This is a genomic window from Massilia sp. NP310 (assembly GCF_019443485.1).
Classification (GTDB): Bacteria; Pseudomonadota; Gammaproteobacteria; order Burkholderiales; family Burkholderiaceae_D; genus Telluria; species Telluria timonae.
Genome location: NZ_CP080379.1, coordinates 4,063,681 through 4,089,274 on the forward strand (window position 1 = coordinate 4,063,681; position 25,594 = coordinate 4,089,274).

The 25,594-nt window shown below is 65.7% G+C and carries 19 protein-coding genes; 6 read left to right on the plus strand and 13 right to left on the minus strand.

Annotation, left to right across the window (positions count from 1 at the left end; translation table 11 throughout):
- Positions 1 to 32 precede the first annotated feature (32 nt).
- Complete coding sequence (locus KY496_RS17810) at positions 33 to 2,189, minus strand: DUF4214 domain-containing protein (protein ID WP_219861817.1); 2,157 nt, start codon at positions 2,187 to 2,189, stop codon at positions 33 to 35.
- Positions 2,190 to 2,366: 177 nt separating this feature from the next.
- The gene (locus KY496_RS17815) at positions 2,367 to 4,436 is read right to left on the minus strand and encodes a UvrD-helicase domain-containing protein (protein ID WP_219861819.1); all 2,070 of its coding nucleotides are present in this window, start codon (positions 4,434 to 4,436) and stop codon (positions 2,367 to 2,369) included.
- Positions 4,437 to 4,653: 217 nt separating this feature from the next.
- On the opposite strand from KY496_RS17815, the gene KY496_RS17820 reads away from it, so the two are divergent.
- Positions 4,654 to 5,139 (plus strand): SRPBCC family protein, encoded by a 486-nt coding sequence (locus KY496_RS17820; protein WP_071361054.1) that lies wholly within the window; start codon positions 4,654 to 4,656, stop codon positions 5,137 to 5,139.
- Positions 5,140 to 5,183: 44 nt separating this feature from the next.
- Here the strand turns inward: KY496_RS17820 and KY496_RS17825 are convergent, their stop codons facing one another.
- The gene (locus KY496_RS17825; RefSeq protein WP_219861821.1) at positions 5,184 to 6,623 is read right to left on the minus strand and encodes a dihydrolipoyl dehydrogenase; all 1,440 of its coding nucleotides are present in this window, start codon (positions 6,621 to 6,623) and stop codon (positions 5,184 to 5,186) included.
- Positions 6,624 to 6,888: 265 nt separating this feature from the next.
- Between KY496_RS17825 and KY496_RS17830 the strand changes: the two genes are divergently transcribed.
- Positions 6,889 to 7,476: a PEP-CTERM sorting domain-containing protein gene (locus KY496_RS17830; protein ID WP_219861823.1), complete on the plus strand. Its 588-nt coding sequence runs from the start codon at positions 6,889 to 6,891 to the stop codon at positions 7,474 to 7,476.
- Position 7,477: 1 nt separating this feature from the next.
- Here the strand turns inward: KY496_RS17830 and KY496_RS17835 are convergent, their stop codons facing one another.
- Together KY496_RS17835 and hemE are read right to left on the minus strand one after the other, a co-directional pair.
- Positions 7,478 to 9,502 (minus strand): primosomal protein N', encoded by a 2,025-nt coding sequence (locus KY496_RS17835; RefSeq protein ID WP_219861824.1) that lies wholly within the window; start codon positions 9,500 to 9,502, stop codon positions 7,478 to 7,480.
- A 544-nt stretch (positions 9,503 to 10,046) separates the two neighbouring features.
- On the minus strand, positions 10,047 to 11,129 hold the full coding sequence (gene hemE / locus KY496_RS17840; RefSeq protein ID WP_219861826.1) for a uroporphyrinogen decarboxylase: 1,083 nt from the start codon (positions 11,127 to 11,129) through the stop codon (positions 10,047 to 10,049).
- Between the two features lie 92 nt (positions 11,130 to 11,221).
- On the opposite strand from hemE, the gene KY496_RS17845 reads away from it, so the two are divergent.
- From KY496_RS17845 to KY496_RS17860, 4 genes are all read left to right on the plus strand, one after another.
- On the plus strand, positions 11,222 to 13,153 hold the full coding sequence (locus tag KY496_RS17845; protein ID WP_219861828.1) for a prolyl oligopeptidase family serine peptidase: 1,932 nt from the start codon (positions 11,222 to 11,224) through the stop codon (positions 13,151 to 13,153).
- Positions 13,150 to 17,289, plus strand: a complete 4,140-nt coding sequence (locus KY496_RS17850) for a DEAD/DEAH box helicase (protein WP_219861830.1) — start codon at positions 13,150 to 13,152, stop codon at positions 17,287 to 17,289. The genes KY496_RS17845 and KY496_RS17850 overlap by 4 nt, the downstream gene beginning before the upstream one ends.
- Before the next feature lie 138 nt (positions 17,290 to 17,427).
- The gene (locus tag KY496_RS17855; RefSeq protein ID WP_219861832.1) at positions 17,428 to 19,299 is read left to right on the plus strand and encodes a DUF885 domain-containing protein; all 1,872 of its coding nucleotides are present in this window, start codon (positions 17,428 to 17,430) and stop codon (positions 19,297 to 19,299) included.
- A 131-nt stretch (positions 19,300 to 19,430) separates the two neighbouring features.
- Positions 19,431 to 20,942 (plus strand): PHB depolymerase family esterase, encoded by a 1,512-nt coding sequence (locus tag KY496_RS17860; RefSeq protein WP_370659846.1) that lies wholly within the window; start codon positions 19,431 to 19,433, stop codon positions 20,940 to 20,942.
- A 27-nt stretch (positions 20,943 to 20,969) separates the two neighbouring features.
- Here the strand turns inward: KY496_RS17860 and tatC are convergent, their stop codons facing one another.
- The 8 genes from tatC to hisA all read right to left on the minus strand — a co-directional run bounded on the left by tatC (position 20,970) and on the right by hisA (position 25,563).
- Entirely contained in the window at positions 20,970 to 21,725 is a 756-nt protein-coding gene (gene tatC / locus KY496_RS17865) for a twin-arginine translocase subunit TatC (RefSeq protein WP_184240143.1), read from the minus strand.
- Positions 21,726 to 22,250 (minus strand): Sec-independent protein translocase protein TatB, encoded by a 525-nt coding sequence (gene tatB / locus KY496_RS17870; protein ID WP_219861836.1) that lies wholly within the window; start codon positions 22,248 to 22,250, stop codon positions 21,726 to 21,728. It abuts the gene before it with no gap.
- A 12-nt stretch (positions 22,251 to 22,262) separates the two neighbouring features.
- Complete coding sequence (tatA, locus tag KY496_RS17875) at positions 22,263 to 22,499, minus strand: Sec-independent protein translocase subunit TatA (protein WP_005664406.1); 237 nt, start codon at positions 22,497 to 22,499, stop codon at positions 22,263 to 22,265.
- A gap of 117 nt (positions 22,500 to 22,616) precedes the next feature.
- On the minus strand, positions 22,617 to 22,991 hold the full coding sequence (locus KY496_RS17880) for a histidine triad nucleotide-binding protein (RefSeq protein WP_005664405.1): 375 nt from the start codon (positions 22,989 to 22,991) through the stop codon (positions 22,617 to 22,619).
- Between the two features lie 167 nt (positions 22,992 to 23,158).
- Positions 23,159 to 23,497: a phosphoribosyl-ATP diphosphatase gene (locus KY496_RS17885; protein WP_005664404.1), complete on the minus strand. Its 339-nt coding sequence runs from the start codon at positions 23,495 to 23,497 to the stop codon at positions 23,159 to 23,161.
- On the minus strand, positions 23,494 to 23,907 hold the full coding sequence (gene hisI / locus KY496_RS17890; RefSeq protein WP_005664403.1) for a phosphoribosyl-AMP cyclohydrolase: 414 nt from the start codon (positions 23,905 to 23,907) through the stop codon (positions 23,494 to 23,496). Before hisI ends, KY496_RS17885 begins: the two co-directional genes overlap by 4 nt.
- 10 nt (positions 23,908 to 23,917) lie before the next feature.
- Positions 23,918 to 24,682, minus strand: coding sequence for an imidazole glycerol phosphate synthase subunit HisF (gene hisF, locus KY496_RS17895; protein ID WP_085986699.1), 765 nt, complete (start codon positions 24,680 to 24,682; stop codon positions 23,918 to 23,920).
- A 104-nt stretch (positions 24,683 to 24,786) separates the two neighbouring features.
- A complete protein-coding gene (gene hisA / locus KY496_RS17900; protein ID WP_005664401.1) occupies positions 24,787 to 25,563 on the minus strand; it encodes a 1-(5-phosphoribosyl)-5-[(5-phosphoribosylamino)methylideneamino]imidazole-4-carboxamide isomerase in 777 nt (258 codons plus the stop codon).
- Positions 25,564 to 25,594: the final 31 nt, after the last annotated feature.

A 25,594-nucleotide genomic window follows, 5' to 3' on the forward strand; every position in this document is an offset into this window, starting at 1 on the left:
AGCCGGCATTATGCCAGCCTTGCCGCCGCCGATCAGGCGAAAGGCACGTAGTCGATGCCCTGGGCGATCAGCTCGACCACGTTCACCTTGTTTTCCGGGCTCTCGCTGAACGCCATGAGGATCTGCTCGCGGCTGTGCAGCTGGATCTGCTGCAGCCAGTAGGCCTGGCCGCCGGCATCGGGAGCGCGGTTCAGCACATTGTCGTACAGCTCGACAATGAATTGTTCATTGCTCAAGTTCTTTCCGTACAGCGTCTCGAATTCGATGGTGCCGTCCGGCGCCGTGATGCTCATGAACTCCTTGGCAATCTGCATCAGCTCGGTTCCCGTATCCCGGCGGTGCAGCCAATAGCCCATGCCGCCGAGGTCAGGCGCACGGTCGAAGATGGCCTGGTAGAGGCGGAACACTTCGCCGGCCGCGCCGTCGATGTCGATCGCCTTGTAGCCATCGTTGAACTTGATCCGCTCGACATTGAACAGGCCGTCCACTTCGCCATTGGCGGCAGTCGCCGAGAAGCCCCAGGTCTCGTCGCGCAGCCTGTAGTCCGCGCGGTTGCCGTTGAACACGACGGTATCGATGCCGGCGCCCGCGTCCACCGCGGTGCTGCCGGGATTGATGGTGATGGTGTCGCCATTGGCGGTGCCGGCCTGGTAACCGTTGTTGTTGATCGCCAGGCTGACGGTGGCTTGTCCGGCGCGCGCATTACCCGCGGCATCGAGCGAGGTGACGACAACATTGTAATTACCATTGGGCAGTGGATGCGAGTTCAGCACCCACTTGCCGTCGGCGCCGACGACCGCGCTGCCGATCTTGGTAAAGTCGCTGTCGCGATACAGCTCGATCGTGGTGCCGGCATCGCCGGTGCCGGTGAACACCGGACGGTTGCCGCCGGCGGCCAGCGTCGCGCTCACCGTCGGGACGGATGGCGCCGTGGCGTCCACGTGGAAAGGCACTACCGCACTGTTCGCCGACACATTGCCCGCCGCGTCAGTCGCGGTCGCGAATGCCTGGTAGTTGAAGCCATCCGCCAGCGTTTCCGTGGCCCGGGCATTCCACAAGCCATTGGCGTCGGCAGTGGCGGTGGCGATCAGGCGGTCGCCGATATAGACCTTGATGGTGGCATTCGCTTCCGCAGTGCCATTGATGAGCGGCCGGTTGCTGTTCGCATACAGCAGCCCGTTCTGGGTGATCGCCATCACCGGCGCCGCTGGGGCCACCGTGTCCGAGCTCACCACGTTGGCGCGCTCGACCTTCATGTCGGCAAACTGCAGCCAGTCGATATTGCGCAGGGTATCCGTTCCCTCCGCTCCCGAGACCGCTAGTCCGCCATCGGCCAGGGTGCCGAACGTATAGCTGTTGCGGTTGCCGTTGTAGACCACCGTATCGATTCCTGCTCCGCCGTCGATCATGTCGTTGCCTCCATTACCTTGCAAAGTGTCGTTGAATTGGGTGCCCACCAGGACGTCGTCCTTATAGCTGCCGGTGATATAGCGACCGCCGCTGCCGTTGAGACCGAGCTCTCCGCGCAGGCCGTCGCCACCGTACAGCCAGTTGAAGGCGGCGATGTCATAGGGACTGTAGGTGCTGTGCCAGCCGCCGAGGGAGTCGTAGGACATCAGCGTGTTGCTGGTATTGTTTTCGTTGCCGGGCAAAACGATCTCGCCTGCCACACCCTCGCGGAAAGAATGCTTCAGGCCCAGTGCGTGGCCCAGCTCGTGCAACAGGGTTTCATAGCCCTGGGTGCCCGCCGTCAGGTTCTCGGTGATGTGGCGCCGCTCGGCGTTGTCCAGGTACACATAGGCGTTGGCCGTGTACTCGGTCAGCGTGCCGTTCGAGGTCGAGCGGTAGCCGGCCTGCCAGCTGCACAGGCCGGTCGTGTACTGGCCCTCGAGATCGATGTTCGCCAGGTGAATCTGGGCCGCCGTCCCGGATCCCGTCTCGCGAAATTCGATGCCGGTAATTTGCTGCAGATAGGTGAAGGCGGCGCGGGTTGCCGCCTGCTGGGCGGCGCTGAACGCTTCCTGGCCGGTCTTGCCGGTTTCGTTGCCCGACGCCGTCGAGAAGGTGTAGAACAGGACGTTGGCGTTGGAATTGCTGAGGTAATTCCAGTCGGGCCCCTTGTCCAGCAGGGCGTCGATGTGGTTCAAGCCCGAGAGCGGGGTGTCGGTGATATCGGAAACGGTGGCCATGAATCGGAATAGAAAACGTTGCGCTTGCCACACAGCAATTGCCGTGGAACTTTAGCTATCGAAAAACTCGCATTCGGGCAAGTATTTCTTGCTCGACAGTCGAAGTCAAATGCGATTTCAATCGTGCGCAGGTCTTGTCGATCCGCCAAGGCTTACGCGCAACGTTCAATTTCCAACTTATTCAGGAACCGGTCTGGGTGTTGCCAACAAGGCTTTCAGGTTCGCCAATCTTTCCTTGGGACTCAGGATTTCGCTTTCCATCGGCGCCGCCTCGCCCACGTCCAGCGCCATCTCCTTGATGAAGCGCGAGGGATCGCAATTGACCAGTTCGCCCGCTCGTTTCCTGCGCTTGCACCAGCTCACGTGCAGCGTGCGCTGGGCGCGCGTGATGCCCACATACATCAGGCGGCGCTCTTCCTGGATCCGCGCCGCGATCGACTCGACCGACGCGTCCGGATCGCCCTTGTGCGGCAAGATGCCCTCTTCCACCCCGACCAGGTAGACGTGCGGATATTCCAGTCCCTTGGAGGCGTGCAGGGTCGACATGCGCACGGCATCCTGTTCCTCGTCGGCTCCCTCGAGCATCGACATCAGGGCCACCATCTGGGTCAGTTCGAGCAGGTTCTTTTCCTCGCCATCGCGGTCGCGTCCGCCACGGCCGCGGTCTTTCAGCCAGTTGGTGAACTCGAGCACGTTCTGCCACTTGCCCTGGGCCGCGCGGTCGTCGAAGTTTTCGTACAGGTAGTGCTCGTAGTTCATCTCCTTCATCATGTCGTCGAGCACCTCGGCCGCATGGTCGCCGCTGCCCGATGGCCCCGGCCGGGTGGCGCGGTCTTCCAGCTCGGCGATGAAGTGGCAGAAGTCGCGTAGCGGCCCCAGCTGGCGCTCGGCCAGCTTGGCCTCGATACCGCCCTTTCTCGCCGCCTCGAACAGCGAGCAGTTCCACTGCTTGGAAAACTCACCGAGCACTTCCAGCGTGGCCATGCCGACGCCGCGCTTGGGCGTCGTCACGGCGCGGATGAAGGCCGGGTCGTCGTCCTGGTTGGCGATCAGGCGCAGGTAGGCGATGATGTCCTTGATCTCCGCCTTGTCAAAAAAGCTCTGGCCGCCGGACATCGTGTAGGGAATGCGCTCCTTGCGCAGCGCCTGTTCGATCACGCGCGCCTGGTGGTTGCCGCGGTACAGGATCGCGTAGTCCGTCCATTTGTTCTTGCGCTGGAAGTGGTCGGCCGAGATCATGATCGCGACCTGGTCGGCTTCCTGGTCGTCGTTCTGCATGCCCAGCACCTTGATCGGCTCGCCCAGGCCGTGCTCGGACCACAGCGACTTCTCGAACAGCTTCGGGTTGTTGCCGATGACGGCGTTGGCCGCCTGCAGGATGCGGGTGGTGGAGCGGTAGTTCTGCTCGAGCTTGATCACCTTCAGGTCGGGGAAATCGTCGCCCAGCGTCTTGAGGTTTTCGACCGAGGCGCCGCGCCAGGCATAGATCGCCTGGTCGTCGTCGCCGACCGCCGTGAACATCGGCTTCTTGCCCAGGCCCGTCACCAGCAGCTTGACCAGCTCGTACTGGCAGGTATTGGTGTCCTGGTATTCGTCCATCAGCAGATAGCGCAGGCGCCGCTGCCAGCGGTCGCGGATCGGTTCGTTATTGCGAAACAGTTCCACCGGCAGGCGGATCAGGTCGTCGAAGTCGACCGCCTGGTAAGCCTGCAGGGTCGCCACGTAGCTGCGGTAGACCCGTCCGGCCAGGGCCTCGTCCTCGTCGCGCGCCGCCTTGATCGCGTCTTCCGGGTCGACCAGGCCGTTCTTCCACAGCGAGATCGCGTTCTGGATGGCGCGGATTTCCTGCTTGTCCGTGGTCAGGGCCAGGCTCGACACGATGGTGTAGCAATCGTCGCTGTCCATGATCGAGAACTTGTCCTTCAAGCCGACCCCGGCCGCTTCCTGGCGCAGGATCTTGACGCCCAGCGAGTGGAAGGTGGACACGGTCAATTGCTTGGCCTGCTTGGGCTGCTTGAGCAGCTTGCCGATGCGCTCTTGCATCTCGAGCGCCGCCTTGTTGGTGAAGGTCAGCGCGGCGATGGTGCGCGGATCGTAGCCGCAATGCTCGATCATGTAGGCGATCTTTTGCGTGATCACGCGGGTCTTGCCCGAGCCGGCGCCGGCCAGCACCAGGCATGGGCCGTCGAGGTATAGCGCGGCTTCGCTCTGCGGCCCGTTGAGGCCGAATCTTGGTGCATTGGACATGGGAATTATTTCTGGAGGGACAGGCAGCGATTGTAACAATCTGGCGGGCTCAGCGGGCGATGGCGCGCGCCGCATAAACCGGATTGCAACACTGCGGATTGCAACACCGGCCGGGATGGCCCGAGCGGACGACGCCGGACGCGCGGGCGCGCAATCGAGTAACATGCGTCCTTTGCGGTTTGCTCCGCTGCGGCTCTATTTTCTGGACATACGCCCTATGAAATTCGAACATCTCGTAGAAATCAACGACCCGATGAACCCGCTGATCGACACCCTCACCCGCGAGCAGGTCTGGCATGGCCTGGTCCTGCGCGCCGAGGACCCGAAGATGTTCATTCCGCACCTGGACGCCAGCGAGATCGTCGAGCGCGAGGCGGGCGCTTTCCGCCGCCGCCTGACCTTCGGCGACCTGGTGATCGAAGACCAGGTTTTCCTGACCCCGCTGCAGGAAGTGCGCTATGAGGTGCCGGCCCAGGGCGAGATCGCGGCCTCGAGCCTGCGCATGATCATCGAAGCGCCGACCAACGCCATGCTGCTGGTGCGTTTTTGCTACGACGACGGCACCGGCGAGCACGTCGATCCGGCCAATGCGATGTATGACGAGTTCAAGAAGTCGGCATATGAAGAAGCCGACCTCGACACGGTGCGCATCCTGCGCAAGCTCGCCAGCGAAGGCAAGCTGAACACTGCGTTGCTGAATTAATTCGCTGCGCCGACCGCGTGGAGGGCGCAGCCTTCCATCCTGCGTTAGGTGCCGGGCTCGGTATCGGCCGCATCGGTCTGGCTCTCGCCCTTGGAGAGGTTGGCGGCCAGGTCGCGCAGCGCGGTGCGCACGCCCTCCTCGATCACCGGGTGGTAGAACGGCATCTCGAGCATCTGGTCGACCGTCAGGCGCATCTGGAATGCCCATGACAGCAGATGGGCCAGGTGTTCGGCGCGCGGCGCGATCATCTCGGCGCCCAGGAACAGCCGGGTGCCATACTCGGCATACACCCGCAACATCCCCTTGTTCTGCAACATGACCCGGCTGCGGCCCTGGTTGGCGAACGACACGCTGCCGACCGCGAACTTGCGCTGGCCGCCGGCGCACAGGGCCTTGTAGTTCTTGCCCAGGGTGGCGATGTTCGGCTCGGTGAAGGCGACCGCGATCGGCGCGCGGCGCAGGCCCGGACGCACGTCCGGGTAGCGGCCCGCGTTGTCGCCGGCGATCTTGCCGTGGTCGGCCGCGTCGTGCAGCAGCGGGCGTTCGTTGTTGGCGTCGCCCGCGATGAAGATGTTGCTGGTGCCGCACTGCATGGTGCGCGCATCGAACACGGGGATGCCGTCCGGCCCCCGCTCCAGCCCCGTATGCTCCAGTCCCAGGTCATGCACGTTCGGCGTGCGGCCGGCCGTCATCAACACGTACTGGAAGCGCTCGGTGCTTTCCTTGCCCAGCGCATCGCGCACCGTCAGCGCCACCTCGTCGCCCTTTTGCACGGCCCCGACCACCTCGGTCTGGAAGGCGATGTCGAGTTCTTCCATCAAGACCCGTCCCGCGCAGCGCAGCACTTCCGGATCGGTGATGTTGGCGATGCTGCCGCCGCGCGCGTAGAAACGCACGCGCACGCCGAGCCGCGCCATGGCCTGGCCCAGTTCGAGACCGATGACGCCGGTGCCGATCACGGCCACCGAGCGCGGCAGGTCGTCCCAATAGAACACGTCGTCGCTGGTGACGACGCCGGGACCGACGTTCTCGAGTTGCGGCAGGCGCAGCGGCGTGGAGCCGGTGGCGATCACGATGCGGCCGGCCTGGATCTCGGTGTGGTCGTCGACCACCAGCGTGCAGGGGCCGGTGAAGCGCGCCCGGCCCTGCAGGCGGTCTTGCACCGGCATCGCCTCCACGCCTTCGAGCACGAAGCCGACGAAGCGGTCGCGTTCGCGCTTGACCCGTTCCATCACGGCGCGGCCGTCGATGCGTTTTTCACCGGCATGCACGCCGAATGGCGCGCAGGTGTCGATCACGTGGGACGCCTCGGCCGCCGCGATCAGGAGCTTGCTCGGCATGCAGCCGACCCGGGCGCAGGTGGTGCCGTACTGGCCGCTCTCGATCACCACCGTGCGCGCCCCTTGCGCCTTGGCGGCGCGGTAGGCGGTCATGCCGGCGGTGCCGGTGCCGATGATGGCGACGTCCACGTTCAGTTGTTTCATTGCTGGTCTCCGCTGCTGCGCTAATGACAGGCAAAACGATACGCTATTTTGCCGCTGCCGGTGGCGAATCCGGCCCTGCCGCATGCGCCGGGTCGGCCCCGCATCCGGCACCGTATTCATATTGCATGTCGAGCAACTTTACATACCCTCCGGTATCGCAGCCATACTTTATTAATTTCTCGTTAGAAATCAGTTGATTGCAAGAAGCCACGTCCCCCGGCACGCTTGTTGCTCATCGGTGAATTCCACAACCAGGGAGATCGTCATGAAACTTGCTACCTTCAAGAAACTGCTTGTCAGCTTGTCGCTGTTCGCCTCGTCGTCGCTGTTCGCCGCGCCGATCACCTTCGATGTCACCGGCATCCAGAGTCATGGACTGCGCGGCGACGCCGACAACACGGTCGTCCTGCTCGACATCGGCGCCAACTCGCTCGTCACCAGCATCGCCTACGATTTCACCCTGACCGCCGATTCGCCGAGCTGGCTGGCGGACATGGTCGTCGCTTTCGAAAATTCCAAGCAGACCGAAGGCGTGTTCTTCACGCCGGGCATCGCGGAGTGGTTCCCGGGCACCCTGAGCTACTCGGGGTTCGCCGACCTGGTCGACCTGGGCCTGGCGTTCGAAGTCGGCGTCGACGGCATCCTGCGCCTGGAATTCTTCGAAGACTATGACGATCTGCTGGGGGTGGACGGCCAGTGGGACTTCGGCACCATCACCTTCAACGTGGAACCGGCAGCCGGGGAAGAACCTGGCGAAGTGCCCGAACCGGCCACCGGCCTGCTGCTCGGCGCCGGCCTGGCGCTGATGGGCTATGCCAAGCGCCGCCGCAGCGGCGCCAGGGCTGCGGCTTGACTTAAATGTCGAGCGGGTCGACCTCGAGCGACCACTTCACGCGCGACTTCATCGCCCGCAGCTGATCGATCCAGACCCGCAGGAAGGCCTGCAGCGCGGGCCGCGAGCTGGACTCGACCAGCAGCTGGGCGCGGTCCATGTTGTGGACCCGCGTCATCGTCATCGGGATCGGGTCGTTGATCAGGATGGCGTCGCTGGGCAGGCAGTCGCGCGCCGCTTCCAGGAATGCGATCGCGATCGGCAGCTCCTTCGCCTCGGCCCGCAGCAAGGCCTGGTACATGAAGGGCGGCAGGCCTGCTTCCTTGCGCTCTTCGAGCAGCTGGCCGGCGAAACGTTCGTAATCGTGGCGCATCACCGCGCCGTACAGCGGATGCTGCGCATACCGCGTCTGCACCAGCACCTCGGACGGCGCGCCGGCGCGGCCGGCCCGCCCCGCCACCTGCATCAGCTGGGCGAACAGGCGCTCGCTGGCGCGGTAATCCTGCGAGAACAGGGCGGTGTCGGGGTTCAGGATCCCGACCAGGGTCAGCTTCTTGAAGTCGTGGCCCTTGGCGACCATCTGCGTGCCGATCAGGATGTCCACCTCGCCCCGGTGCACGCTGTCGAAGGCGGCTTGCGCGCTGCCCTTCAGGCGCGTGGAGTCGGCGTCGATGCGCAGGATGCGCGCCTCGGGGAACATCGCTTGCAATCCCTCTTCCACGCGCTGGGTGCCGCGTCCCAGCGGCTGCAGGTCCACGTTGCCGCAGGTCGGGCAGGAACGCGGAATGCGCAACTCCAGGCTGCAGTGGTGGCAGCGCAGCCGGTGCTCGGGCTTGTGCAGCACCATGAAGGCGGTGCAGCGGGTGCAGTTGCTGATCCAGCCGCAGGCGTCGCAACAGATCACCGGAGAGTAGCCGCGCCGGTTCAGGAACAGGAGCGACTGCTCGCCGCGCTCCAGCCGCCCGCGCAGGGCCGCCAGCACCTCGCTCGTCAGCCCGTCGCGCGGGCGGTCGCGTTCCATGTCCACCAGCCTGACTTTCGGCAGCACGGCGTCGCGCACGGCGCGCTCGCGCAGGTCCAGCCGCCGGTAGCGTCCCGAGCGCGCGTGATGCCAGGATTCGAGCGACGGCGTGGCCGAGCCGAGCACGATCGGGATTCCCAGCTGGTGCGCGCGCCACACGGCCAGGTCGCGCGCCGAATAGCGCAAGCCTTCCTGCTGCTTGTACGAGGGGTCGTGCTCTTCGTCGATCACGATCAGCCGCAGGTTCGGCAGCGAGGCCAGGATCGCCAGCCGGGTGCCGAGCACGATGCGCGCCTGGCCGCCATGCGCGGCCAGCCAGTGCAGCATGCGCTCGCCCTCGGACAGGCTGCTGTGCAGGGTGGCCAGCATCATGCCCGGGAAGCGGGCCCGGATATTCCCTTCGAGCTGGGGCGTCAGGTTGATCTCGGGGACCATGATCAGGATCTGCGCCTGCGGGTCGCGCGCGAGCACGCGGGCGCAAGCCTGCAGGTAGACCTCGGTCTTGCCGCTGCCGGTCACGCCCCACAGCAGCAGCGGCGTGAAGCCGTCGGCGCCGCCGATCGCGGCGGCCGCCTCCTGCTGGGCGGGGTTCAGCACCGGCATGTCGACCGCCGTCGCATCTTGTGCCTGGTCGAGCTTGGCCAGTTTTTTCAGGGCCCGGTCCAGCGCCACCGTCTTGGGCACGCGCAGGTTCTTGGGCAGGCCGGGCAGCGCCACCTCGCCCAGCGGACGCTGGTAGTAGTCGGCGGCGAAGCGCGCCAGGGCGATCCAGCGCTCCGGCAGCGGGGACAGCTGGCTGCGCACGGCCAGCGCATCCTTCAGTTTTTCGGGCGCGACATCGGTCTCGAACTTGACCGCCACGATCAGCGCCATGACCTCGCGGCGCGCGAACGGCACCAGCGCCAGCTGGCCGGGCAGCGGTTCTTCGCCCGGCCGGCATGGCCAGCGGTAGTCGAAACTGCTGTTCAGCGGTGTATCGAGCACGACTTCGAGGAAGCAATGCGTGCTATCGGTGCTGGTTGACAATCTGGGCCCTGTGCAAATCTGTGGAAAACTTTGTGAATAGCGTGGGACTTGACCCCATCAAAGGTTTACGTTAGATCAAGTCGCAATCGATAATTCTCAAATTCAAGAGAATTTTTTTCTTATGAATCAATGACTTGCATATTCACCCTGACACCTGTTAACAAGCTCGAGGGCTTTTTCCGCGTTGTGCATAACTGGGGTGGCGGAGGTGGAAAACTCGCTGCGTTGCATCACAAACCTAAGGCAATACTTGAAGAAGCACGCTAAGTCCCGGTAAACCAAGCACTTTTCCCCATTGCTAAAACGTCTGTTGATAACTTTGTGAACAAGAGCCAAAATTGGCTGAATTCTACTGGACAACCTTGTGGTGCAGGACGCACTCAGCACTACCCTCAAGCAAAAAACACTTATAAATCATCGTTTTACGTTGATTCAGAAGATGCTGAGATGTCCACAGGAATTTTTACCCGCTTTTAGGAAGTTGTGAACAAGTGAGGGGGTGACTGGCGGCCTTGTCAAGAGGGCCGCCAGTCCGGAGGATGACTCAGGCGGCGCGCTGCTTGCGGCTGAAGCTGTGGACGGCGTCGACCATGGCGCTGACCGATTCCGGCGGCGTGAATTGCGAGATGCCGTGGCCCAGGTTGAACACGTGGCCATGGCCGCTCGACGGCGCGCCATAGGCGGCGAGCGAGCGCTCGACTTCGGCGCGGATCTGGTCCGGTTCGGCGAACAGGATGGCCGGATCGAGGTTGCCCTGCAGCGCCACGCGGTCGCCCACCAGCTTGCGCGCGCGCCCCAGGTTCATGGTCCAGTCCAGGCCCAGCACGTCGGCGCCGATGTCGGCCATCTCGTCGAGCCAGATGCCGCCGCCCTTGGTGAAGACGATGGCCGGGATGCGCACGCCGTCGTGTTCGCGCTTCAGGCCGGCGACGATCTTGCGCATGTACTCCAGCGAGAACTCCTGGTAGGCGCCGTCGGCCAGCGCCCCGCCCCAGGAATCGAAGATCATCACGGCCTGGGCGCCGGCGTCGATCTGGGCGTTCAGGTACTGGGTCACGGCCTGCGCATTGATGTCCAGGATGCGGTGCATCAGGTCCGGACGGCTGTACAGCATCTTCTTGACCGTATGGAATTCACGCGAGCCGCCGCCTTCGACCATATAGCAAGCCAGTGTCCACGGGCTGCCCGAGAAACCGATCAGCGGCACGCGGCCGTTCAGCGCGGTGCGGATCGAGGTCACCGCCTTGAACACATAGTCGAGCGACGCCATGTCGGGCACGGCCAGGGCGTTGACTTCGGCCTCGCTGCGCAGCGGACGCTCGAACTTCGGGCCTTCGCCGTCGGCGAAATACAGGCCCAGGCCCATCGCGTCCGGCACCGTCAGGATGTCCGAGAACAGGATCGACGCGTCCAGCGGGTAGCGGTCGATCGGCTGCAGCGTGACTTCGGTGGCGTAGTCGGGATTCTTCGCCAACCCCAGGAACGAGCCGGCGCGCGCGCGGGTGGCGCGGTATTCCGGCAGGTAGCGGCCTGCCTGCCGCATCAGCCATACCGGGGTGTAGTCGGTTGGCTGGCGCAACAGCGCACGCAGGAAGGTGTCGTTCTGGAGCGGGGCAAATTGTGGCATGGCTGACAATGGCGTTGGTAAGGAAACGGCTATTATCGCATTCTTGGGCGAACACTATAATAGGCGCCCCCACCAAGGAAAGAGTCCGGATCATGACGATTGCCACCAGCAAACATCCTTTGCCTTGCGGCGCCTGGCCCTCCCCGATCAGCGCCGCGGTGGTCGCGGCTGGCGCGGTGCCGTTGTCCCAAACGATGCTCGACGGTCCGCGCCTGGGTTGGCTCGAAGGCCGCGCCAGCGAGGGCGGACGCACGACGCTCATGGTGCACGACGCCGCCGGCACGCGCGAGCTGACGCCGGCGCCCTTCAATGTGCGCAGCCGCGTCCATGAATACGGCGGCGGCGCCTGCCTGCTGGCGGGCGGCGTGGCCTGGTTCTCGCACCATGTGGACAACCGCCTGTACCGGGTCGAGATCGGCGGACAGCCGGTCGCCGTGAGCGCCGAGGGCACGGGCCACCGCTTCGCCGACTTCGTGCTCGACGGCGCGCGCCAGCGCCTGGTCGCGGTACGCGAGGACCATTCGGCCGGCGCCGCCCACCCCGTCAATACGCTGGCCGCGGTCGGCTTCGACGGTGTCGAGACCGTGCTCGTGGACGGCAACGACTTCTATGCGGCGCCGCGCCTGTCGCCCGATGGCCGCCAGCTGGCCTGGCTGTGCTGGGACCATCCGCGCATGCCGTGGGAAGGCACGGAACTGTGGCTGGCCGACGTGGCCGCCGATGGGACGCTGGTGAACGGCCGCCTGGTCGCGGGCGGCCCCGACGAATCGATCTGCCAGCCCGAGTGGTCGCCCGGCGGCGTGCTGCACTTCGTGTCGGACCGCAGCGGCTGGTGGAACCTGTACCGCTACGACCACGGCGTGGTGCATGCGCTGTGCCCGGTCGATGCCGAATTCGGCGGCCCGCACTGGAGTTTCGGCGGTTCGCTGTACGGCTTCCGTTCCGAGGACGAGATCGTGTGCGCCTACGTCGAACAAGGCGTCAGCTATCTGGCGCGCCTGTCGGACGGCAAGCTGCTGCCGCTGGAGTCGCCGTACGAAGAGATCCGCGAGCTGCGGGTGCAGGGCGACGCCGTGGCCGTGCTGGGCGGCGCGCCGACCATCGCGCCGGAACTGGCGCGGATCGACCTGGCCAACAACAGCAGCGAGGTGCTGGCCCATTCGATCCCGCAACTGCCGGCCACCGGCTACCTGTCGGTGCCGCTGGCGATCGATTATCCGAGTGCGAATGGTCGCACCGCCCACGCCTTCTATTACGCGCCGACCAATGCCGACCACGCGCCCCCGGCGGGCGAACTGCCGCCGCTGATCGTGATCGGCCACGGCGGCCCGACCGGCATGGCGGCCAGCACCCTGAAGCTGTCCACCCAATACTGGACCAGCCGCGGCTTCGCCGTGCTCGACGTGAACTATGGCGGCAGCACCGGCTTCGGGCGCGCCTACCGCAACCTGCTCAAGCATCAATGGGGCGTGGTCGACGTCGAGGATTGCGTGGCCGGCGCGCGCCACCTGGCGGCGCAGGGCATCGTCGATCCCGAACGCCTCTTGATCCGCGGCAGCAGCGCCGGCGGCCTGACCGTGCTGTCGGCGCTCGGCTTCCACGACGTCTTCAAGGCCGGCGCCAGCTACTACGGCGTGTCCGACCTGGCCGGCCTGGACGCCGACTCGCACAAGTTCGAGTCGCACTACAACCAGTACCTGATCGCGCCGCCGGAAACCGCCGCGGCGGTGTACCGCGAGCGCTCGCCGATCCACCATACCGATAAACTGCGGCGGCCGATGATCTTCTTCCAGGGCCTGGACGACAAGGTGGTGCCGCCGCAGCAGTCCGAGAGCGTGGTCGAGGCGCTGCGCGCGCGCAAGCTGCCGGTGGCCTACCTGACGCTCGAAGGCGAAGGCCATGGCTTCCGCAAGGCAGACAGCGTGGTGCGCACGCTGGAAGCGGAGTTGTACTTCTATCTGCGCGTGTTCGGCATCCCGGTGCCGGACGGCCTGCCGGCGGTGGAGATCGACAACCTCGCATGACGACTGACGATGTGAACGCGCGCCTGGCCGCCTGCACGGCGGAAGAACGGGCGCTGCTGGTCGTGCTGGCGATCGCGGGCGAACCGATGGGCCGCCAGCGCATCCTGGAGCATATGCGGGCGCTGGGGGTGGCGCTGCCGATCGCGCAATGGGTCGATGAACTGGCGCGCCTGCGCGAGCGCAAGCTGGTGGTCGAGATGGGCGAGCGCGGCGCCGCCATCGCGCCCGAGCTGTCCTGGCCGGTGCTGGACGCGGCTCTCGACGATGGCCTGTTCGATAGCGTGGCCGCGGCCTATGGCCAGGTCTCGACCGTGCGGCGCGACTGGCAGGGCAACCTGATGCTGCGCAGCTACCGCCAGGGCCTGGCGCTGCTGCGCATCGCCCTGCTGACCGGACAGGAACACGACGTCGTTTCCCCCCTGCTGGACGCCTGCCAGCGCTGCCATGAGGCGAGCTACCTGCATCCGCTGGTCGACGTCTGCGCGCGCCCGTTCGCGCCAGGCATGATGGAGCGCATCCACCCGCGCCTGCGCGAAGGCATCCTGCACATCCTGGTCATGCATGCGCGCAGCGAACCCCAGCTTGCGCCAGCGGTACGCGAGTACGCCGAGCGACTGGTGGCGCGCAGCAGCCCGGAAAGCCCGCTGCGCCGCTCGCTGGGCGAGCACTACATCCTGTGCGGGCGCCTGGATGACGCCTTGTCGCTGGTGAACGAAACAGGCGATTCGCCCGGCCTGTTCCTGCGCAGCGTGGTGCAGGTGCTGCGCGACGATCTGGATAGCGGCCTGGCCGGGATCGACGCCTCCCTCAAGCAGTTGAGGCGCGAAACGGGCAAGCGCAAGGCCGTGTTCGACGGCCACTGCGCGCACATCGCGATGGCCGCCCTGCTGCGCAGCAGCGATCCGGCTTACCGCAAGCTGGCCGATGCCTGGCTCGAGATCGAGACGCGCGCGGTGCAGCGGCCCGACAACGCGGTCTGGTTCCAGCTCGGCATGCTGCACGAGATCCAGCGCGGCACCGTCGACGCCGCGCTGTTCGGCACGCGCAGCTGGGAGCTGTCGCTGGAACCGACCGTGTTCCGCGCCCTGATCCATCACTGGCTGGCCCTGCCCGCATTGAACGACCAGCGCGCACGGCTGGAAGACATGCTGCTGCAATCCGAGGCGGCCGGCTTCGACCTGTGGTCGGCCCAGCTGGCCGGCGTGCTGGCGCAGATGGGCCAGGCCGGCCACCTGGCCCACGAAGCGCGCGCCAGTGAACTGCGACGCAGGCACCGCTTGCCCGACATGACCGGCTGGTTCGCGCGCGAGGAACCGTGGGAACGCCAGCTGAACGCCCTGATCAACCTGCAGCCGGCGGCGAACGTGGAAAACGTCCGCGAGTCGCGCCTGGTCTGGCTGATCCGCTACGACCCGCACCTGGGGGTGCAGGAGCTGGAGCCGCGCGAGCAGAAGCGCGACGCGCAAGGCGGCTGGAGCCGCGGCCGCGCCATGGGCCTGAAACGCCTGGCCGAGGAAGGCGCCGCGCTCGACTTCCTCACCGCGCAAGACCTGCAGGCGGTGAACGCGATCGCCGGCCGCCGCTACTACGCCGGCAGCGGCATCCGTTTCGAGCTCGAGGTGCACAAGGCGCTGGCCGCCCTGGTCGGCCATCCGCTGCTGTTCTGGATGGATTCGCCCGGCACCCGGGTCGAGCTGCTGCCGGGCGAGCCGGAACTGCTGGTCAAGAAACAGGGCGAGATGGTGTCGATCGTGCTGCATCCGCCGGTGGAAGACGGCGACGGCGAGGTCGTGGTCACGCGCGAGACGCCGACCCGCCTGCGCCTGGTGCACGTCAGGGACGAGCACCGACGCATCGCCGCCATCGTCGGCGCAGGCTTGACGGTGCCGATGGCGGCCGAGCGCCGCGTGCTGCGCGCGATCGGGGCGGTGTCGTCGATCGTCACCGTGCAATCGGACATCGGCGCCAGCAGCAGCGATATCGAGACCGTGCCGGCCGACCCGCGCCTGCACGTGCTGCTGCGTCCCTACCAGCAGGGCATGCGTATGCAGCTGCTGGTGCGCCCCCTGCCGGACGGCGCCTATTACGGCCCTGGGGAAGGCGCGGCCAATGTGATCGCCGACGTCGAGGGCATCCGCACCGAAGCGCGGCGCGACTTGAACGCCGAGCGCGAAGCCGAGCGCCAGCTGATCGGCAAATGCCAGGCCCTCGAACACGCGGAGCCGGACCACGGCGAATGGCTGCTCGGCCAGCCGCTGCTGGCATTGGAGCTGGTCGACCAGCTACGCGCGCTGGATGCCGACGCCATCGTGGTCGCCTGGCCCGAGGGAGAAAAGTTCAGGGTCACGAAGAAGGCCACGACGAAGTCGGTGCGGGTGCAGATCCGGCGCGAACGCGACTGGTTCACGGCCAGCGGCGACGTGGTCATCGACGAAGGCCGCGTGATGAACCTGCGCACGCTGCTGGAAAAGATCCAGGAGAGCGGCAGCCGCTTCGTGGCCCTGGGCGAGAACGAATACCTGGCCCTGTCCGACGAGCTGCACCGGCGCCTGACGGAGCTGGGCGCGTATGGCGAACTGCACGGCGACGGCATCCGCACCCATGCGCTGGCCAGCTTCGCGCTGGACGAGCTGGCGCGCGACGCCGGCCACGTCGACGCCGACAAGGCCTGGCAGGGGCACCTGAAACGCATGGCCGACAATGCGGCGCATCTGCCCGAACTGCCGTCCACCCTGCAGGCCGAGCTGCGCGATTATCAGATCGAAGGCTTCCAGTGGCTGGCGCGCCTGGCCCATTGGGGCGTGGGCGCCTGCCTGGCCGACGACATGGGCCTCGGCAAGACGCTGCAGGCGCTGGCGCTGCTGCTCACGCGCGCCAAGGACGGCCCGGCGCTGGTGGTGGCGCCGACCTCGGTGTGCCTGAACTGGATCGACGAGGCGGCGCGCTTCGCGCCGACCCTGAAGCTGAAGCTGTTCGGTCCCGGCGAACGCGCCGCCACGGTCGACGACGCGGGGCCGTTCGACGTGGTCGTGGTCAGCTACGGCCTGCTGCAGCTGGAAGCGGCGCGCTTCAAGGGCCGGCGCTGGCACAGCATCGTGCTCGACGAGGCCCAGGCGATCAAGAACATGCACACCAAGCGCTCGCAGGCGGTGATGGCGCTGCAGGGGGACTTCCGCATGGCGGCCACCGGCACGCCGCTGGAAAACCACCTGGGAGAATTGTGGAACCTGTTCCGCTTCATCAATCCGGGCTTGCTGGGCAGCGCCGACCAGTTCCAGCTGCGTTTCGCCCGCCCGATCGAGAAAGCCCAGGACAAACGCGCCGAAGCAGGCGCGCGCGCGCGCCTGCGACGCCTGACCGCGCCCTTCATCCTGCGCCGCACCAAGGCGCAGGTGCTGTCCGAGCTGCCGCCGCGCACCGAGATCGTGGTCCCGGTGGAACTGAGCGCCGAGGAAAACGCGCTGTACGAATCGCTGCGGCGCCAGGCCCTCGACAAGCTGGCCGCGCTCGAGGCGCCCGAGGGACAGAAGGCGATCGAGATCCTGGCCGAGATGATGCGGCTGCGCCGCGCCTGCTGCAATCCCGAGCTGGTGGCGCCCGGCGCCGGCATCGCCAGCAGCAAGCTGGCGACCTTCGCGCGCCTGACCACGGACCTGCTCGAGAACCGGCACAAGGTGCTGGTGTTCAGCCAGTTCGTCGACCACCTGACCCTGATCCGCCAGTATCTCGACGCCCAGGGCGTCGCCTACCAGTACCTGGACGGATCGACCCCGATCCAGGAACGCAAGCGCCGCGTGGACGCCTTCCAGGCCGGCGAGGGCGACCTGTTCCTCATCAGCCTGAAGGCGGGCGGCGTTGGCATCAACCTGACGGCGGCCGACTACGTGATCCACATGGACCCGTGGTGGAACCCGGCGGTCGAGGACCAGGCGTCCGATCGCGCCCACCGCATGGGCCAGCAGCGGCCGGTGACCATCTACCGCCTGGTCGCGCGCGGCACGATCGAGGAAGGCATCGTCGACCTGCACCGCCACAAGCGCGACCTGGCCGACAGCCTGCTGGAAGGGACCGAGATGGCGGCGCGCATGTCGCCGGGGGATATGCTGGAGATGCTCAAGGCGGGACTCGGGCGCTGATTTTATCGATTCGTCAATATTGGTATTCATGCGTGTCGGAATGTTTCAGCTGCCCGCAAATGATGCAATTAGTGCTAATCTGCACGCCTTCGCGCCTCCCGCGAGCAAGACATCTCCTTAGTTACAGGGCTGAATACGATGATGAAAACGAAAATCGCGCTGGCGGCCTTGCTGGCGTGTTTCGCACTGACGCCGGCCATCGCCGCCACTTCCAAGCCAGCCAAGGGCAAGGCGAAATCCTCGAAGGTCGTCAAGAAGAAGACTTCCAGCAAGGGCAAGAAGGCCCTGGTCGGCGCCGGCGCCGCAGCCGCGGGGGCGGCCAGCGCCAACGCCGCGGAAACGCGCGTCGACCGCCGCATGTCGACCCTGAGCATGCAATACCTGACCGCCCTGTGGCGCATGGATCCCGAGGGCGGCATCTACGTCGGCAAGTTCGACCACGCCGCGAATCTCACCATCCCGAACGCCGACACGCGCGCGAAACAGCTCGCCTTCGCCAACGAGTGGCTGGAAAAATTCGGCAAGCTTGATCCCAGGCAGCTGTCGCCGCGCTACCGCACCGACCTGGCCCTCCTGGTCAACAAGCTGGAGAAGGACCGCTGGCGCCTCACCACCTGGCGCGAACACGAGTGGAACCCATCGCAGTACAACGTCGCCGCGCCGCTCGACCTGATCCTGAACACCGACTACGCGGCCAAGCCGCAGCGCCTGCGCACCATCCTCAAGCGCCTGGCCGACGTGCCCGACTATTACGCGGCGGCGCAGGCGTCCATCACCAACCCGACGCGCGAGCACACCCAGCTCGCGATCGGCCAGGCGCCGGGCACGCTGGCCGTGCTGGCCGACCTGGGCAAGGCGGCCGAGGAATCGATCCTGACGCCGCAAGAGAAGGCGATCTTCGCCCAGCGCATCGCCAACGCCGGCAGCGCGGTACTGGGTTACGTCGACTTTTTGAACGGTGTCGAGCAGCGCCAGGCGGCCAACGGCAAGGCGCGTCCCTTCCGCGCCGGCAAGGCGCTGTACGAGCAGAAGTTCGCGCTCGACATCCAGTCGTCCTCCAGCGCCGAAGAGACCTTCCGCAAGGCCTTGGTCACGCGCGAGGAACTGCTGTCGAACATGGACCGCATCTCGGACGAGCTGTGGCCGCGCTATATGGCGGGCGTCGCCAAGCCGCAGGACCGCTTCCAGAAGATCGGCATGATGATCGACAAGTTATCGAGCCGCCACGTCGCACGCGAGAACTTCTTCGCCGAGATCCGGCGCCAGATCCCGCTCCTGCAGGACTGGGTGATCAAGCACGACCTGTTGACGCTGGACCCGAGCAAGCCGCTCGAGGTGCGCGAAACGCCGATGTACCAGCGCGGCGTGGCCGGCGCCAGCATCGACGCGCCGGGCCCTTACCGCTCGAAGGACAAGACGTATTACAACGTCACGCCGATGGACAACCTCACGCCGGAACAGGCCGAGAGCAGCCTGCGCGAGTACAACGAGTGGATCCTCCAGATCCTGAACATCCACGAGGCGATCCCCGGCCACTATGCGCAACTGGTGCACGCCAACCGCTCGCCTTCCCTGATCAAGTCGCTGTTCGGCAATGGCGCCATGGTCGAAGGCTGGGCCGTGTATGGCGAGCGCATGATGCTCGAATCGGGCTACGGCGACAACGCGCCCGAGATGTGGCTGATGTACTCGAAATGGAACCTGCGCAGCGTGACCAACACCATCCTCGACTACAGCGTGCACGTGAACGGCATGGGACAAGAGGCGGCGATCGACCTGCTCACCCGCCAGGCCTTCCAGACGCGCCAGGAAGCCGACGAAAAATGGCGCCGCGTGACCCTGACCTCGGTGCAGCTGACCAGCTACTTCAGCGGCTACCACCAGATCATGGAACTGCGCGAACGCCGCAAGCAGCAGCTGGGCGAGCGCTTCAAGCTGAAGGAATTCCACGACCAGTTCCTCAGCTACGGCAATGCGCCGGTCAAGATGATCTCGGAGTTGATGCAGTAACCCCGTCCGCATGGCTGTCCAGGCCGTGCAAAAACGCACAAGCGGCGTGCTCCCACGCCCGCTTGTGCGCGCCGTCTCCCGAACTATGATGAATGTGGCAGGCCGGCTCCCGGCAAGCCCACGACAACCATATTCGGAGACATCGCATGCAGCCCTTCCATCGACGAGCGGCGCAAGCCGCGATCTGCCTGGCGCTCAGTGCGCCGTTCACTTCTTCCCTCGCACAAACCCCGGTCCAGGCCGGCCCCGGCGCCTGGAGCGCCAACCAGGTCTGGGCCAACGACACCACCCATGGCGGCGCCCTGAGCGGCTACTACTACTGGCCGGCCACGCCACCTAGCCTGGACAACAAGCGCGCGCTGGTGCTGGTGCTGCACGGTTGCGCCCAGACCGCGGGCGGCGACGTGATCAACGGCAGCGGCGACGCCGGCTACAACTGGAAGGCGGTGGCCGACCAGTACGGCGCGGTGATCCTGGCGCCGAACGCCACCGGCAACGTCTACGGTACCCACTGCTGGGACTGGGCCGCCACCAACCGCAGCCGTTCCTATGGCCACACGGCGGTGCTGCTCGACCTGATCAACCGCTTCCTCTCCAACCCGCAATACGCGATCGATCCGAAACAGGTGTACGTGGCCGGCCTGTCCTCGGGCGGCGCCAAGGCCATGGTGCTGGGCTGCACCGCGCCCGAGATCTTCGCCGGCCTGGGCCTGTCCGCCGCCCCGCCGCCGGGCGTCACCACCGGCCAGATCTCGATCGTCCCCTCCGGCTATACGGCGACCACCGCGGCCAATGCCTGCCGCGCGATGGCGGGCAGCGCGCTTGACCATTTCGCGACCCAGGTCACCGGCGTGATCTGGGGCACCAGCGACTACACGGTGGCGCAGGCCTATGGCCCATTGGACGCGGCCGCCATGCGCCAGGTGTATGGCGGCGCCTGGACGCAAGGCGCGGCGGTGACCGTGCCGGGCAGCGGCAGCAATGTGGAATACACGGACGCCAACGGCAAGGTGCGCACCTCGCAGATCGCGGTGACAGGCCTTGGCCACGCCTGGCCGGCCGGCGCGGGCGGCCAGAACGCCAACTTCGTGAATGCGACCCGCGTCAACTACCCGGCCTTCATCATGGATTTCTGGTTCAACGAGAACCTGCGGGTGTCGCAGGCGCCGGCGCCCGTCATGGCCTCGTGCAGCGCCAGCGTGTCGGGATCGACGATCACGGTGAACGGCGCCGCCAGCTTCGCCGAAGGGTCGATCGCCGGCTACCGGGTGCTGCTCAATGGCCCGTCGCCGGTCGACGACGATGCGGCTGGCAGCGGCGCCGCCTTCAGCAAGGCCTATGCGAACCGCGCGGACGGCAGCTACGGCGGCAGCGTGACGGCCATCGGCAATAACGGACAAACGTCGAATGCCTGCGCCATTCCCGCCTTCCAGGTGGGCACGGGCACGCCGCCGCCGGTGTTCACCTGCACGACCAGCACGGCCAGCAACTACGCCCACGTCCAGGCCGGCCGCGCGCACGCGAGCGGCGGCTATGCGCTGGCCAACGGCTCGAACCAGAACATGGGCCTGTACAACGTCTTCTTCACCAGCACGCTGGCGCAGACGGCGCAGGGGTACTACATCGTAGGGAGTTGTCCGTAACGCCGGGGCGGATGCCCGGCGCTATCGTTATGCGGTTTCTTCCGGCGCGCGGGTGGCGCGCGCGAACATCGGCGCCACCAGCAGGCCCAGCTCGTAGAGCAGGCACATCGGAATGGCCAGGGCCAGCTGGCTGACCACGTCCGGCGGGGTGACGATGGCGGCGATCACGAAGGCGCCGACGATCACATAGGAACGCACCGAGCGCAGCTTCTCGAGGCTGACGATGCCCATGCGCACCAGGATCACGACCACCACCGGCACCTCGAACGAGGCGCCGAAGGCCAGGCACATCGACATCACGAAATCGAGGTAGTTCTCGATATCGGGCATGACCGCGATCGAGGTCGGCGCGAATTCGCCGATGAAGTGGAACACGCGGCCGAACACGAAGAAGTAGCAGAACGCGACGCCGGCGATGAACAGCACCGAGGACGAAATCACCAGCGGCAGCACCAGGCGCTTTTCGTGGGCATACAGGCCGGGCGCGATGAAGGCCCAGGCCTGGTAGAACACCCAGGGCAGCGCCAGGATGAAGGACAGCAGCAGGGTGACCTTCATCGGCACCAGGAACGGCGAGATGACGCCGGTGGCGATCATGGTCGAGCCGGGCGGCATCGAGGCGATCATCGGCGCGGCGATCAGGTCGTAGATATGCGACGGCCCCGGCCACGCCATCAGCGCGGCGCACACGATCGCGATGCCGATCGAGGCCTTGACCAGGCGGTCACGCAGCTCGACCAGGTGCGAGATGAAAGTGTCTTCGCCGGCGGCTTGCTCAGTCATTTAGAAGAAGGAAGAATTGGATTTGCTGGCGTTGCCGGGGCGGAACTTGCGCACCCGGGCGGCGCCCGACATCACATGGCGCTTGGTGCCATGGCGGTTCTTGTACCAGGCCGGCACGCTCGAGGTGCGCACCAGCTTCTTGCGGCGGAAATCCCTGGCCTTGCGGTCGATGTCGGCCACGGTCGGCGTGATCGTGCTCGCGCTGCTGTCGTGCGCAGTGCGGTCATCCCACAAGGCCTCGACCTCGTCGACATGGCTGGTGACGGACGACTCGAAATCGCTGGTGGCCGACTCGACCTCGCTCTTGAACGATTGCGCTTTCTCCTGCACTTCCTTGTGCAGGTTGCGCAGCTCGTCGAGCTCGATCTCGCGGCTGACCTCGGACTTCACGTCATGCAGGTAGCGCTGGGCGCGGCCATAGAGCGTGCCGGCCATGCGCGCCACCTTGGGCAGCTTTTCAGGGCCGATCACGATCAGGGCGACCACGCCGATGATCGCGATTTTCGACAGTCCGAGGTCGATCATGGGGACTGCGGATTACAAGCGGGTCTTGTCGCGGGCTTCCACGTCGATGGTCGACTTGTCGGCCACCTGCTGCGTCGGCTGGGCCGGGTTGGCTTCGGCAGCCTTCTCTTCGTCGCCCTTGACGCCATCCTTGAAGCCCTTGACGGCCTTGCCCAGGTCGGAACCCATATTGCTGATCTTTTTGGTGCCGAAGATCAGCATCACGACCACCAGCACGATGACCCAGTGCCAAATACTCAAACCACCCATGTTATTTCTCCTAGCAAGGCGCACGCGCCTGAAAAATCGGGAAAGCGTCTACCACAGTATACGCGATGCGGGGGCACTCTGCCCCCATTGAAACTTAGTCCTGGCTTAGAGGCCGCTTCACAAGCCCAGTCCGCGCCACGGACGCGGGCCACCGTACATATGCAGGTGCAGGTGATACACCTCTTGCCCGCCGTCCGGACCGGCATTGATCAGGGTCTTGAAGCCGCCGCCCGGCTTGCCGTCGGCGCCGATTTTGACGTCAATACCATTCTCTTTCGCAAGCTTCGGCGCCAGCGCGAGCATCTTGCCGAGCAGCGCCGTATGCTCCTCGGTGCAGTCGGACAGGGTGGACACGTGCCGCTTCGGAATCACCAGCAAGTGCACCGGCGCCGCCGGGTTGATGTCCTTGAATGCCAGCACGTCCTCGTCTTCATAGACGACGGCGGCCGGGATCTGCTTGGCGACGATCTTGCAAAAAATGCAGTTATCCATCTTGTCTCCAGATTATTACAACATTTCAAGGACTTACAGGCCTGTGAAGCCGAGGCATCGTATCAACGCCGCATGACATCGGTATGACGCTCAGTCCCCGATTATGACACCGGAAGCACGGCCACGCACAGTCAGCAGGTGCTCACTTGCAACGCTTCAGGAACTATTTATTCCTTGCGTGCAGCTTTTTCAACAATGCCGGACACGCCTTCGCGCCGCGCCAGCTCGTCCAGCACCTGTTGCGGCGTGAGGTCGAACCTGGCCAGCAGCACCATCGAATGGAACCACAGGTCGGCGCATTCGTAGAGCACTTTGGACGGGTCGTTCGCCACGCGCGCGTCCTTGGCCGCCATCACCAGCTCGGTGGCTTCCTCGCCGATCTTCTTGAGGATGGCGTCGTCGCCCTTGGCGAACAGCTTGGCGACGTAGGAGGTCGCGGGGTCGCCGCCGTGTTCGGGCTTGCGCGATTCGATCACGGCCGCGACGCGGGCCAGGGTAACGCTCATGGGGTCTTCTTCTTGTCCGGGGAATAAATGGTGTCGGGGTCCTGCAGCACCGGTTCGACGCTGTGCCAGTCGCCGTTGTCGTACTTCTGGAAGAAGCAGGAATGGCGGCCGGTATGGCAGGCGATGCCGCCCACCTGCTCGATCTTGAGCAAGACCACGTCTTCGTCGCAATCGAGGCGGATCTCGCTCACCTTCTGGATGTGGCCGGACTCTTCGCCCTTGTGCCACAGCTTCTTGCGCGAGCGGCTCCAGTACACGGCTTCGCCCGTCTCGACGGTGCGGGTCAGGGCGTCGCGGTTCATCCAGGCGAACATCAATATGTCGCCGGTCGCCGCTTCCTGGGCGATCACCGGCACCAGGCCGTGCTCGTCCCAGCGCACCTTGTTGAGCCACTTGGCATTGGTCGGCATGTGGCTTTCCTTAAGCGAGGCGCATCGGGATGCCACGGTCGAGCATGTAGCGCTTGGCCTCGCCGACCGTGTGCTGCCCGTAGTGGAAGATGCTGGCGGCCAGCACCGCATCGGCATGGCCTTCGAGGACGCCGTCGGCCAGGTCCTTCAGGCCGCCGACGCCGCCGGAAGCGATGACGGGGATGCCCACGGCGTCCGAGACGGCGCGGGTCAGGCCCAGGTCGAAGCCGATTTTCGTGCCGTCGCGGTCCATCGAAGTGAGCAGCAACTCACCGGCGCCGAGGCTCTCCATCTTGCGCGCCCATTCCACCGCATCGAGGCCGGTGGCGTTGCGGCCGCCGTGGGTGAAGACTTCCCACTTGCCGGGACCGGTCTCCTTGGCGTCGATCGCCACCACGATGCACTGCGAGCCGTGCTTGTTGGCGGCGTCGAACACCAGTTGCGGATTGGTGACGGCCGAGGTGTTCATGCTGACCTTGTCGGCGCCGGCATTGAGCAGGCGCCGCACGTCCTCGACCTTGCGCACGCCGCCACCGACGGTGAGCGGGATGAACACGGTCGAGGCGACGGCTTCGATGATCGGCAGGATCAGGTCGCGGCCGTCGCTGGAGGCGGTGATGTCGAGGAAGGTGATTTCGTCGGCGCCCTGGGCGTCGTAGCGGCGCGCGATCTCGACCGGGTCGCCGGCATCGCGCAGTTCGGTGAAATTGACGCCCTTGACCACGCGGCCGCCGGTGACGTCGAGGCAGGGGATGATGCGTTTAGCTAGCATGATTTCTCAGCGCCGGCACGTCATCCCCGCGCAGGCGGGGACCCAAGTTCGCATGCAGATCGACTGCGCGTAAAACTTGGGTTCCCGCCTGCGCGGGAACGACGTGTTCAGGTTTGCGCCCCTTCCGTCAGTTCATCGGCGCGTTCCTGGGCCGAGGCCAGGTCGAGCGTGCCTTCGTAGATCGAGCGGCCGCAGATCACGCCCTCGATGCCTTCGTCCTGCACCGCGCACAGCGCTTCGACGTCGGCCAGCACGTGCACGCCGCCCGAGGCGATCACGGGAATCTTCACCGCGCGCGCCAGCTTGACGGTCGCCTCGATGTTCACGCCGGCCATCATGCCGTCGCGGCCGATGTCGGTGTAGATGATCGATTCGACGCCATAGCCTTCGAATTTCTTGGCCAGGTCGATGACTTCGTGGCCCGACATCTTGCTCCAGCCGTCGGTCGCGACCTTGCCGTCCTTGGCGTCCAGGCCGACGATGATGTGGCCCGGGAAGGCGCCGCAGGCGTCGTGCAGGAAGCCCGGGTTCTTGACCGCGGCGGTGCCGACGATGATGTAGCTGATGCCGTCGTCCAGGTAGCGCTCGATGGTGTCGAGGTCACGGATGCCGCCGCCCAGCTGGACCGGGATCTCGTCCAGGCCATTGTCTTCGGCGTATTCCTGCACCACCTGCAGGATCGATTTGATGGCGGACTCGTTCTTCGGCTTGCCCGCGAATGCGCCGTTCAGGTCGACCAGGTGCAGGCGACGCGCGCCCTTCTTCAGCCAATGCAGCGCCATGTCGGCGGGATCTTCGGAAAACACGGTGGCGAGGTCCATATCGCCTTGTTTCAGGCGAACGCAGTGACCGTCTTTCAGGTCGATGGCGGGGATCAGCAGCATGGTCGTTGTCGGTTGGTTGACGGTTTAAAAC